9 protein-coding genes are annotated in these 12611 nt (G+C 67.6%); 6 read left to right on the forward strand and 3 right to left on the reverse strand.

Features of this window, described 5'->3' with window-relative positions:
- Positions 1–68: 68 nt before the first annotated feature.
- Entirely contained in the window at positions 69–3239 is a 3171-nt protein-coding gene (locus AC1DQP_RS08985; RefSeq protein ID WP_457317939.1) for an efflux RND transporter permease subunit, read from the reverse strand.
- Between the two features lie 3 nt (positions 3240–3242).
- On the reverse strand, positions 3243–4385 hold the full coding sequence (locus AC1DQP_RS08990; protein WP_457317940.1) for an efflux RND transporter periplasmic adaptor subunit: 1143 nt from the start codon (positions 4383–4385) through the stop codon (positions 3243–3245).
- 122 nt (positions 4386–4507) lie between these two features.
- Between AC1DQP_RS08990 and AC1DQP_RS08995 the strand changes: the two genes are divergently transcribed.
- The 5 genes from AC1DQP_RS08995 to mgtE all read left to right on the forward strand — a co-directional run bounded on the left by AC1DQP_RS08995 (position 4508) and on the right by mgtE (position 10201).
- Entirely contained in the window at positions 4508–5179 is a 672-nt protein-coding gene (locus AC1DQP_RS08995) for a TetR/AcrR family transcriptional regulator (protein WP_256776498.1), read from the forward strand.
- Between the two features lie 137 nt (positions 5180–5316).
- Positions 5317–5964, forward strand: a complete 648-nt coding sequence (locus tag AC1DQP_RS09000) for a protein-L-isoaspartate O-methyltransferase family protein (RefSeq protein ID WP_457317941.1) — start codon at positions 5317–5319, stop codon at positions 5962–5964.
- A gap of 16 nt (positions 5965–5980) precedes the next feature.
- On the forward strand, positions 5981–7342 hold the full coding sequence (locus tag AC1DQP_RS09005; RefSeq protein ID WP_256776500.1) for a TolC family outer membrane protein: 1362 nt from the start codon (positions 5981–5983) through the stop codon (positions 7340–7342).
- A 654-nt stretch (positions 7343–7996) separates the two neighbouring features.
- Entirely contained in the window at positions 7997–8665 is a 669-nt protein-coding gene (locus tag AC1DQP_RS09010) for a hypothetical protein (protein ID WP_478051442.1), read from the forward strand.
- Positions 8666–8815: 150 nt separating this feature from the next.
- The gene (gene mgtE, locus AC1DQP_RS09015; protein WP_478051443.1) at positions 8816–10201 is read left to right on the forward strand and encodes a magnesium transporter; all 1386 of its coding nucleotides are present in this window, start codon (positions 8816–8818) and stop codon (positions 10199–10201) included.
- A gap of 16 nt (positions 10202–10217) precedes the next feature.
- Here mgtE and waaA read toward each other — a convergent pair whose 3' ends face one another.
- A complete protein-coding gene (gene waaA, locus AC1DQP_RS09020) occupies positions 10218–11516 on the reverse strand; it encodes a lipid IV(A) 3-deoxy-D-manno-octulosonic acid transferase (protein WP_457317944.1) in 1299 nt (432 codons plus the stop codon).
- An 86-nt stretch (positions 11517–11602) separates the two neighbouring features.
- Here waaA and AC1DQP_RS09025 point away from each other — a divergent pair, with 86 nt between their 5' ends.
- Positions 11603–12523, forward strand: coding sequence for an LpxL/LpxP family Kdo(2)-lipid IV(A) lauroyl/palmitoleoyl acyltransferase (locus tag AC1DQP_RS09025; protein WP_256776504.1), 921 nt, complete (start codon positions 11603–11605; stop codon positions 12521–12523).
- Positions 12524–12611: the final 88 nt, after the last annotated feature.

Raw genomic sequence — 12611 nt, forward strand, 5'->3', positions numbered from 1 at the left:
CCGACCAACGGTCGGCTCTACGGGATGCATCGGGGTAGCCGACCAACGGTCGGCTACCCCGCCATTGGTCACCCCTCGGCGGTCTTCCCCTCATCCGGCTTCACCCGGAACCACGCCGCGTACAGCGCCGGCAGGAACACCAGGGTCAGCACGGTGCCGACGATCAAGCCGCCCATGATCGAGATCGCCATCGAACCGTAGAACGCACTGCGCGACAGCGGGATCATCGCCAGCACCGCCGCCAGCGCGGTCAGCACGATCGGACGGAAGCGGCGTACGGTCGCATCGATGATGGCGTGCCAGCGATCATGCCCGGCGTCGATGTCCTGCTGGATCTGGTCGATCAGGATCACCGAGTTACGCATGATCATGCCGGCCAGCGCGATGGTGCCCAACAGCGCCACGAAACCGAACGGCGCGCGGAACAGCAGCAGGAACAGGGTCGCACCGATGATGCCCAGCGGTGCGGTGACCAACACCATCGCCGCACGCGAGAAGCTGCGCAGCTGCAGCATCAGCAGCGTGGCCACCACGATCAGGAACAGCGGCATGCCGGCCTTGATCGAGTTCTGACCGCGCGCCGAATCCTCGACGGTGCCGCCGGTCTCCAACAGGTAGCCCGACGGCAGTTGCGCGCGGATGCCGTCCAGGGTGGGCAGGATCTGCTGCACCACGTCCAGCGGCTGCATGCCATCGCCGATGTCGGCGCGCACGGTCACCGTGGGCAGGCGGTTGCGGTGCCAAATGATGCCGTCTTCGAAGGCGTATTCGAGCCGGGCCACCTGCGACAGCGTCACCGACGTACCGCTGGCGGTGGGGATGGCCAGGCTGCCGAGCAGGCCCAGTTGCGCGCGCTCGTTGTCCGGCCCGCGCAGCAGCATCTCGATCTGGCGGTTGCCTTCGCGATAGGTGCTCACGCTCATGCCCGACAGCGAGCTGCTCAGGAACTGGCTGACCTGTGCGCTGCTTACGCCCAGCGCGCGTGCGCGGTCCTGGTCGATCACCAGCCGCACCACCTTGCTCGGCTCGCTCCAGTCCAGGTTGACGTTGATCACGTGCGGGTTCTCGCGGACCTTGGCTTCCACCTGGCGCGCGATGGCCTGCACCTGCGCCACGTGCTCGCCGGAGATGCGCATCTGCACCGGGTAGCCCACCGGCGGCCCGTTCTCCAGCCGGGTCACGCGCATCTGCACGTCCGGGAACTGCTTGATCACGTCCTTGATCAACCAGTCGCGCGTGGCTTCACGTGCCTCGGCATCGGCGGTAAGCACCACGAACTGCGAGAAGTTGGTGGCCGGCAGCTGCTGGTCCAACGGCAGGTAGAAACGCGGCGAGCCGGTGCCGACGTAGGCCACGTAATTGCTGATGCCCTCGCGGCCCTTCAGCAGCGTCTCCAGCTTGCTGGCCTGGGCCTGGGTGGCCGCCAGCGACGCGCCTTCGGCCAGTTCGATGTCCACCATCAGTTCGGGCCGGGTCGAATCGGGGAAGAACTGCTGCGGCACGAAGCGGAAGATCACCAGCGAGAACACGAACAGCGCCGCGGTCGCGCCGATCACCCACCAGCGATGGCGCAGGCAGGTATCCAGGAAGCCACGGAAACGGGTGTAGAACGGGCGCTGGTAGGGATCGTGGTCGTGCGCATGTTCCTTCGGCGCGATCCAGCGCGCGAACGCCGGATGACGGTCGGCCCACTGCAGGCGCGTGGCGTGCCAGCGCCCGGCCAGGCTGGTCGGCTTGGGCGGCTGCCGGTTGAACAGATCCGGCAGCATCTTGTCGCCCAGGTACGGGATGAACAGCACCGCGGCGATCCAGGACACCACCAGCGCGATGGTCACCACCTGGAACAGCGAGCGGGTGTACTCACCGGTACTGGAGGCGGCCGTGGCGATGGGCAGGAAGCCGGCGGCGGTGATCAGCGTACCGGTCAGCATCGGGAAGGCGGTGGATTCCCAAGCGAAGCTGGCCGCGCGCAGGCGGTCGTAGCCCTGCTCCATCTTGGTGGCCATCATCTCCACCGCAATGATCGCATCGTCTACCAGCAGGCCCAGCGCCAGTACCAGCGCGCCGAGCGAAATCTTGTGCAGGCCGATCCCGAAGTAATGCATGACGAAGAACGTCATCGCCAGCACCAGCGGAATGGTCACGCCCACCACCAGTCCGGTGCGCAGGCCCAACGAGAAGAAGCTGACCAGCAGCACGATCACCACCGCCTCGGTCAGCACCTGCACGAACTCGCCCACCGACTCCTCCACCGCGTGCGGCTGGTCGGACACCTTGCGCAGCTGCATGCCGGCCGGCAGAGTCTTCTGCAGGCGTTCGAACTCGGCATCCAGGGTCGCGCCGAGCTTGAGGATGTCACCGCCATCCTTCATCGCCACGGCCAGGCCAATGGCGTCCTCGCCCATGAACCGCATCTTCGGCGAGGCCGGGTCGGCGAAACCGCGCTTGACCTCGGCGATGTCGCCCAGGTGCACGGTGCGCTCGCCGGCCTGGATCGGGAACTTGCGGATGTCCTCGACCGAATCGAACTGGCCGGTGACGCGCAGCTGCACGCGGTCGCTCGGGGTTTCGAAGAAGCTGGTGGCGGTCACCGCGTTCTGGTCGGCGAGTGCCTGCTGCACCTGCTGCAGCGACACGCCCAGCGTGGCCAGCTTGGTGTTGGACAGCTCGATCCAGACCTTTTCGTCCTGCAGCCCGACCAGATCGATCTTGCCCACATCGGGCACGCGCTGCAGTTCCAGCTGGATGCGGTCGGCGTAGTCACGCATCACCGCGTAATCGAAGCCCTTGCCGGTCAACGCGTAGATATTGCCGAAGGTGTCGCCGAACTCATCGTTGTAGAACGGCCCGACGATCTCACGCGGCAGCGTGGCGCGGATGTCGCCCACGCGCTTGCGTACCTGGTACCACAGGTCCGGGATCTGCTTGGAGCGCAAGCTGTCGCGCGCCATGAAGATCACCTGCGATTCGCCCGGGCGCGAGTAGGAGCGGATGAACTCGTACTCGCCGGTGTTCATCAGCGCTTTTTCGATCGGCTCGGTGACCTGGCGCGAGACCTGCTCGGCAGTGGCACCGGGCCACATCGTGCGCACCACCATCGCCTTGAAGGTGAACGGCGGATCCTCGGACTGGCCCAGGTGCTTGTAGGACCACGCGCCGATGACCGCGAAGGCAAGCATCGCAAACAGCACCAGCGGCCGGTTGCCCAGCGCCCATTCGGAGAGATTGAAGCGGCGCACGGATCAGTGCCCCTTGCCGACGGCGGCCGGCGCAGTCGCCGGCGTTACGGCGGGAGCGAGCACCGGACGGTTCTGCCGATCCACCGGCGTCACCACCTGGCCGTCGCGCAGCAGATGCCCACCGGCGGCGACCACCCAGTCGCCAGCGGTCACCCCAGACAACACCGGCACGGCCTCGGCGCCGTAGGCACCGACCGTCACCGGGGTGGCCTTGAGCGCACCGTTGGCCGGGTTCACCACCCACACGCTGGCCTTGCCATCGGCGCCACGCAACACCGCCGCCAGCGGCAGCTGCAAAGTGCCGCTGCGCCCGGCCGCGGCGAACACGCGCGCACTCTGGCCCAGTTCCACCTCGTCCACCGCTTCGGGCGCCAGGCTGACGCGGGTGGCATAGGTACGCGCCTGCGCATCGGCGGCGGGGGCGATCTCGCGGATCGTGCCCGGCAGCAGCTGGCCTGGCCGGTTCCACAGCTCGATCTGCACCGGCTGGCCCACCTGGTAATCGCGGATGTTGCTTTCCGGCAGCGCGATCAGCACCTCGCGGCCACCATCGGCGGCCAGGGTGAACACGGTCTGCCCGGCGCTGACCACCTGCCCGGCCTCGGCCTGGCGGCTGGCGATCACGCCATCGGCCGGCGCGCGCAGCTGCGCATACTCGGCCTGGTTGCGGGCCACGGCCAGGTTGGCGCGGGCGGCATTGGCCTGGCCCTGGGCGGCCTTGAACGCAGCGGTCTGCTGGTCCAGCGCCGAGCGACTCACCAGCTGGCCTTCGGCGAGCGTGGCGTAGCGCTTCTGGTCATCACGGGCACGCACCAGATCGGCTTCGGCCGCGGCCAGCTGCGCCTGCGAGGCGGCGGCCTGGGAGGCGTAGTCGGCGGCGTCCAGTTCGGCCAGCAGCTGGCCCTTGGTCACGCGCTGGCCGGCATCGACGTGGCGCTTGACCATATTGCCGCCCACGCGGAAGGACAGCGGGCTTTCCTGGCGGGCGTGCACCTCACCCGGATAGGCGGCCGCTTCCTGTCCGGTCACGGTGCCCGGATGCACCACCAGCACCGGGATCGCCGCCGCCGGCTCGGCGCCCTGCTTGCCACACGCCGCCAGCATCACCAGCAGCGCAGCGCCGCCCACCCATCGCATGTTTTTCATGAGGTACAGGACCTGAAAAGAAATCCGGAAGAACGCACGGGCAACATACTGTTGCAGCACGGCCAATAGTGAACCAGCCGGTATAGTATAAATATCGAACCGATTGGTCTAGTATTGTTTGGATGACTGATTCGACCTCTTCCGTTGCGCCCGCCAAGCCGGCCGCCAAGGCTTCCGGGCCGGGCCGTCCGAAGGACCTGGGCAAGCGCGCCGCGATCCTGGAGGCGGCCAAGTCGCTGTTCGTGGAGCAAGGCTACAACGGCGTCAGCATGGACAGCATCGCCGCCCAGGCGGGTGTGTCGAAGCTGACCGTTTACAGCCATTTTGGCGACAAAGAGACCCTTTTCACCGAAGCTGTGAAGTCGACCTGTGTTGCCATGCTGCCCGATGCGCTGTTCGTCACCGACGCCGAAGGGCCGTTGCGTGACCAGCTGCAGGGCATCAGCCACGCGTTCTTCAGCATGATCACCTCGGCCGAGGCGGTCGCCGTGCAGCGGGTGATGATGGCCCCGGAAACCGACGACCGCCTGCGCGAGATGTTCTGGGTAGCCGGTCCGCAGCGCACCACCGATGCCCTGGCCGAGTTCCTGCGTGCCCGGGTGGCCCGTGGCGAACTGGAGATCGAGGACTGCCAGACCGCCGCGCTGCAGCTGATGACGCTGCTCAAAGGCGAGCTGCATACGCATATGATGTGCGGGCTGCGACCGACCCCGGCCGACTGCGATGCGAACGCCCACGTGAGCGCCAGCGTCGACTTCTTCCTGAGGGCGTACGCGCCGCGCCCACCGGCGTGACATCAAGATGAATGGACCGGAGGTCGCGGTGACTTCCGGCACTGCGACCCCGGCGCGACGGCAGCGATGCTCTCAGCGCGCCGCCGGCTCCCGGCACCGGTAAAATGGCCGGCCCACTGCGCTGGAACTAGAACCTCATGACGATCGATTACTCCCACGCCCGCGAACTGATGGTCGAACAACAGATCCGTCCCTGGGACGTGCTGGAGATCCGCGTGCTCGATGTACTGGCACGCCTGCCGCGCGAGGCGTTCGTCGCTGAATCGCACAAGGCCTTGGCTTACGCCGACATCGAACTGCCGCTGGGCTTCGGGCAGAAGATGATGAAGCCGGTCATCGAAGGCCGCACCCTGCAGGCGCTGGATCTGCAGCCGGGCGAGGAAGTGCTGGAAATCGGCACCGGCAGCGGCTACCTGAGCGCCTGCATGGGCGAGCTGGCCCGCGAAGTGCTGAGTTTGGAAATCCAGCCGGAACTGGCTGCCGGCGCGCGTGCGCGCCTGGATGCCGCCGGCCTGGGCAACAACGTGCGGATCGAAACCGCCGATGCACTGCACTGGGAAACCGAGCGCCGCTTCGACGCGATCTGCGTGACCGCTGCCGTGGACACCATTCCGTCACGTTTCACCCAGTGGCTGCGTCCCGGTGGCCGTCTGTTCGTGATCCGCGGCCAGTCGCCGGTCATGGAAGCGGTGCTGGTCACGGCCGACGGCACCAACGAGTCGCTGTTTGAAACCGATATCGACTACCTGCGCGGTGCCGCTCCGGCGCCCCAGTTCCAACTCTGAGTCCAAGGAAGCCGCAATGATCCGCCGATCCCTCGCTATTGCGCTGGCCGCCGCCCTGCTGCCGATGACCGCCTCCGCCGCCGACCTGCTGCAGGTCTACGAAATGGCGCGCAATGGCGATCCGCAGCTGTCCGCCGCCGAATCGACCCGTCTGTACGACAAGGAAGGCGCCGTGCAGGCGCGTGCCGCGTTGCTGCCGCAGCTCAATGGTGAGGCGTCGCTCAACCGCACCCGCACCAACCCGAACCACGACCTGAGTTCCAGCTCGATCACCACCAAGAGCCGCAACTACACGGTCAACGGCAGCCAGACGCTGTTCAACTTCACCCAGTTCGCCAACCTGCGTTCGCAGCGCGATCTGAGCAAGGCGGCGGACTTCACCCTGGATTCGGCCAACGACGACCTGATCGTGCGCACCTCGGCGGCGTACTTCAACGTGCTGGTGGCGATCGAATCGCTGACCGCCGCGCAGACCAACGAAGCGGCGGCCAAGAAGCAGTTCGACTTCGCCGACAAGCGCCTGGAAGTGGGCCTGGCCCCGATCACCGACGTGCACGAAGCGCGCGCCCAGTACGACCAGGCCCGCGCCAACACCATCGTCGCGCAGAACACCCTGGCCGATGCCTACCAGGCACTGACCGAACTGACTGGCCAGCCGGTGGCCGACCTGCGCGCCCTGCCGGTCGACTTCCGCCCGGAACTGCCTGCCAAGTACGCCAGCATCGACCAGCTGGTCAACGAAGCGGTTGCCCAGAACCCGGCGCTGAAGGCGCAGGAATTGAAGGTCAGCGCCGCCGAAACCGGCGTGTCGGCCGCGCGCGGCGGTCACTACCCGACCCTGTCGCTCGGCGCTACCGCCGGCAAGTCGGCCAGCTGGGGCGATGTGGTCGGCGCCGGTGACAGCTTCAGCCCGGACCGCCGCAGCAACAGCGTCGGCCTGACCCTGAGCGTGCCGATCTTCTCCGGCGGCGCCACCCAGTCCGGCGTGCGCCAGGCCCTGGCCCAGCGCGACATCGCCCAGGACGGCTACGAGCAGCAGAAGCGCGCCCTGGACCGCAACACCCGCAATGCCTACCAGACCCTGGTCGCCGGCATCAGCGAAGTGGAAGCGCGTCGCCTGGCGGTGGTCTCGGCACAGAGCGCCTACGACGCTTCGCAGGTCGGTCTGGAAGTGGGTACCCGCACCGTGCTGGATGTCATCCAGAACCAGCGCATCCTGTTCTCGGCGCAGCTGGACTACGCCAACGCGCGCTACACCTTCCTGCAGAACCGCCTGCAGCTGGGCCAGGCCGTGGGCACGCTGGACATCGCCGAACTGCAGGACATCAACCGCCTGCTGACCCAGGCCGCGGCGACGCCAAGCACCCAGGTCAACTGAGTCCGGCAGCCTCGCTGGAACAAAAAAACCACCCGCACGCGGGTGGTTTTTTTTTGCGCGCCCCTCATCGGCAGGGCCTCGCGCGCGCCGCCCGCCCCACCCCGCGTGCACCCTTCCGCGCGCCATCCCCATCCCAACGCGGGTCTTCCTGCGCGCCTCTCCGGGGGTAGAGCCACCCCATGGGTGGCTGCACACGCCGCCCGATCGAAGACAGCCACGCATGGCGTGGCTCTACCGGGTTGGCAACATTTTCCCGCGCTGCGTCGGTCGTTCGCGACATTGCGCCGTGTCTGCGCGCGCGTTCGATGTCCCCGACAGATACACGCGTCCACGGTTTCAGGGCAGGCGCGGGCATACGGTTTCTATACGTTGGTATTTCGCCGCAAAAACCGCTTGACCACGCCATCTGCGCTGTCTACCTTGCGCCCCGCACCACCTCTTCCCTCCCCCAGAGACCCCCTCCTTGGACAGTCATAGTCGATCGCGCTGCTGTTCCTGAGCCGACGGATCCACTGACCCCAAGGTCGGTTCCGTCCGCACAGGACGGGGCCTTCCGGCGCATGCCACATGCGCCTGCCTCGCTTCATCCGCATCGCTGTTCCACCGACCCCGACGAGGGTGCCGCTGGCGTTTCCGTTCGCCTGGAGATTGCCCATGCACGCTTTCCGCGTACTCGCCCCGCTGCTGTTGAGCGTGGCCCTGCTTCCGTTCAACACCCGCGCCGCCGCCAGCCTGCTGGTCGACGATGCCGGCATCACCGATGCCGGGCACTGCCAGTTGGAAAGCTGGGTGCGACACACCGATGCCGGCCAGGAATGGACCACCGTGCCCGCCTGCACGTTGGCCAACATCGAATGGTCGCTCGGGCTGACGCGGGCACCCGGCGATGCCCGCCGCCAGTACGCGTTCGGTGCCAAGCGCGTCCTGGTCGAGGGTGCGGCGCGACACTGGGGTCTGGCACTCGGCGCCAGCGTCGGTGGCAACACGCAGCGTCCGCGCGCCGATGACTGGGCGCTCAACGTACCGCTGACGATTGCACCGGGTGTGCAGGAGCGCGTGCAGGTGCACCTCAACCTGGGCTGGGCGGCACAGGGCGCCGCACGCGGTCGCACCGACGGCATCGGCATGGAAATCGGACTGACGCGCGACTGGTCGCTGCTGGCCGAGACCGCACACGATGCTGCCCGCGAGCGCGGCAGCCAACTGGGTCTGCGACGCGTGCTGTGGCCCGGCGCCAGCCTCGACCTGCTCGCCGGACGCATGCATCACCCACGCGACAGCCGCTGGATCACGCTCGGCTTCAACCTCGCGGCACTGCCCTGAGCGTCGCGCGCCCGCTTCGCCCCCCCCCGTACCGCGCTCTTCAACACCCCCTGCGGCTGCTCGCCGCAGCCACGCACCGCGATCGATCCCCCGCCCATGTGCCTGCCTGGACCGTGGCGGTCACCCCCTTTCTACCGACTGGAGCCCCCCATGAACCGCGACGACCTCGTGCTCTCCCTCCGTACCCTGTCCCGTTCCTGCGATGCGGCCGGGTTCGCCGGCATCACCGCCACCACGCACGCCTCGGATCTGGTGGATGCGCTCGGCATGCTCGACACCGATGCGTGCCTGGGTCTGCTGATGCTGCTCGACCCACCGGCACGCGCCGGCCTGTTCGCACACGTTGCGATGCCCACCCAGGACCTGCTGCTGGCTGCGATGTCACCGGCGGCCAAGGTGCAGCTGTTCGAGCACATGCCGTCCGACGATCGCGCCGACCTCTTCAACCGTCTCGGCGACGATGCCAGGCAGGCTTTGCTGCCTGCATTGACCAGGGTCGAGCGCGACGACATCCTGAAGATGGCTGCCTATCCGGAAGATACCGTCGGTTCGGCGACCACCTCGGACTACGCCTGGGTAGCGCCACAGATGACCGTCGCCGAGGCGATGGCGCACCTGCGCGCCACCGCGCTGGACAAGGAAACCGTCAACATCGTCTTCGTGCTGGACGGCACCTTGCGGCTGCGTGGCAGCGTCTCGCTGCGCGATCTGGTGCTGGCCGATGCGGACACCTTGATCARCACGATCATGCACGCCGACCCGGTATTCGCCCAGGCGCACTGGCCGCGCCTGCAGGCCGCCGAACTGATCCGCCGCTACGACCTGCTGGCGCTGCCGGTGATCCACGACGGCGGGCGCATGATCGGCATCGTCACCGTCGATGATGCGATGGACATCGAGAAAGAGCAGGACGCCTCGCAGCTGGCGCGCTTCGGCGGCACGGTGAGTGCGCATGGCACCGACCTGGACGTGCGCAACACGCCGCTGAAGCAGATGTTCCGCGTCCGCGTGTTCTGGCTGGCGATCCTGACCTGCTTCGGCATCGCCACCAGTACCTTCGTGGCTGCGCAGGAAGAACTATTGACCCAGGTCATCGTGCTGGCCGCCTTCATCGCCCCGATCGTGGACATGGGCGGCAACACCGGCAGCCAGTCGGCCACGCTGGTGATCCGCAGCATGGCACTGGGCGATCTGAAACTGAGCTGGGCCGATGTGTGGTTCGTGATCAAACGCGAACTGCCGGTGGCGGCCGCGCTGGGCGTCACCATCGCGTTGCTCGAAGCGATCCTGGCGTACTTCAGCAAGGGCGTGGGCATGGATGTGCTGCTGGTGGTGGGCTCCAGCATGCTGGTGTGCACCGCGCTCGGCGGCGTCATCGGCGCGCTGCTGCCCTTCGCCGCACGTCGCATCGGCACCGACCCGGCCACGCTGTCCTCGCCGATGATCACCTCGATCATGGACCTGATCGGAGTGCTCATCTACTTCGGCTTCGCTTACCTGTTCCTGGGGGATCTGCTGGTTGCAGGGGCGGCGTGAACCGGCGATCGGCCGTTCATTCCACCGCCGGCGGCAGGTGCGGGGCGATCAGGGCCACGGTGCGTTCCAGCGCGCCGCGGCCATTGCTCACCAGCATGCAGCCGGCGCGCGCCATGTCTTCGCGCGCCTGCGGATCGCGCAGCAGGCTCAGCAGTGCATCGCCCACGCCCTGCGCATCCTCGGCGATCACCACCGCGCCGGCTTCGCGCATGCGCCGGGAGATCTCGGCGAAGTTGTGCAGGTGCGGCCCGGTGACTGCCGCGGTGCCCATCGCCGCCGGCTCCAGCAGGTTGTGCCCGCCGATGGCCTGCAGGCTGCCACCGACGAAGGCGACCTGCGCGCAGCCGTAGAAGGACATCAGCTCACCCAGCGTATCGATCACGAACACATCGGTGTCGGCCTGCGGCCACTGCTGCTGGCGACGCGTGGCGACCTTCCAGCCCTGTTCGCGGGCCAGCGCTTCCACGCGGGGGAAACGCTCGGGGTGGCGTGGCGCCCACAACAGCAGCAGACCCGGCAGCGCCTCGCGCAGGCGCCGGTGCAGATCGAGGGTGGCCTGCTCTTCGCCTTCGTGGGTGCTGGCGGCGATCCACACCGGGCGGTCGGCCGGCACCAGCCGATGGAACTGCGCCACGAAGTCCTGCACGTTGGGCGCGGCGATATCGAACTTGAGGTTGCCCAGCGCCTGCACCTGTTCGGGCAACGCACCCAGGTGGATGAAGCGTTCGGCATCGTCCTGCGACTGCGCGGCCACGCAAGTCACCGTGCGCAGTGCGCGGCCGATCAACGCGCTCAGCAGCCGGTAGCCACGCAACGAACGTGCCGACAAACGCGCATTGAGGATGTACACGGGGATGCCCCGGTCGCGGCACCCGAACAGCAGGTTCGGCCACAACTCGGTTTCCAGGATGAGCGCCAGGCTCGGCTTGAAGTGGCCGAGGAAGCGGCCGACGCTGCCCGGTACGTCATAGGGCAGGTAGACATGGTCCAGCGCATCGCCCCACAACGCGCGCACGCGCTCGGAGCCGGTCGGGGTGATGGTGGTGATGACCCAGCGGATGTCCGGGCGCAGCGTGCGCAGCGCGTTGACCAGCGGCGCCGCCGCGTTGACCTCGCCCACCGACACCGCGTGCAGCCACACCCGCGGCTGCCCGCTGGGATGCGGATAGGAGGCGTAACGCTCGTCCCAGCGGCGGAAGTACTCACGCACCCGGAACCCGCGCCAGACCAGGTGGTACACGGTGATCGGCAGCAACAGGTACAGCACGGCCGAGTACAGGCCGCGCAGGATCCATTCGACAGGGCTTTTGCGCATGCGCAGAGGATACGGGAGCGGCGCGGGGAAGGCATCCCGTGCCGCCGTGATGGGCCTGCCGGGATGCATCCATTAGAATCGAGGGCATGTCAGATAACGCTTCCACCGCTACCCGCCCGTCCCTGCGCGATCCGCGCAACTGGCCGATGTTCGCCGTCATGTTCGCGGCCTTCGGCATCGCCCGGCTGCCGTGGATGCTGCAGCGCGCATTGGGCCGCGGCGTGGGCACCGTCGCCTACCGCCTGGCCGGCAGCCGCCGGCGCGCGGCCGAGGTCAACCTGCGGCTGTGCTTCCCGGAAAAGGACGAGGCCTGGCGCCAGCGCCTGCTGCGCGACAGCTTCGACGCGCTGGGCGTGGGCATCTTCGAGTTCGCCCGTGCCTGGTGGGGCAGCATCGACAGCATCCGCCCGCACGTGCAGGTTGAGGGCCTGGAACACCTGCAGCGCATGCAGGCCGAAGGCCGCGGCGTGCTGCTGGTCTCGGGCCACTTCATGACCCTGGAGATGTGCGGGCGTCTGCTGTGCGACCACGTCGACCTGTCGGGCATGTACCGCAAGCACCGCAACCCGGTGTACGAGTGGGCGGTGAAGTTCGGCCGGCTGCGCTATGCCAAGGCAATGTACGCCAACGAGGACATCCGCGCGACCGTGCGCCACCTCAAGAAGGGCGGTTTCCTGTGGTATGCGCCGGACCAGGACATGCGCGGCAAGGACACCGTATTCGTGCCGTTCTTCGGCCATACCGCCGCCACCATCACCGCCACCCATCAGCTGGCGCGGATGACCGGCTGCGCGGTGGTGCCGTATTTCCACCGTCGCGAAGGCGGCAGGTATTTCCTGAAGATCGGCGCGCCGCTGGAGAACTTCCCCAGCGAAGATGTGGAAGCCGACACCGCCCGCGTCAACCAGGCCATCGAAGCGATGGTGCGCGAAGCCCCAGACCAGTACCTGTGGATCCACCGCCGCTTCAAGCGCCAGCCGGGCGGCCGCAGCGATTATTACCGGTAACCCGGACGCCTCCGTCAGAGCCACCCCACGGGTGCCTGCGCAAGGCCCCAGGTAGAGCCACCCCATGGGTGGCTGCGCGTGACACGGG

The organism is Stenotrophomonas sp. P5_A8 (assembly GCF_056400545.1).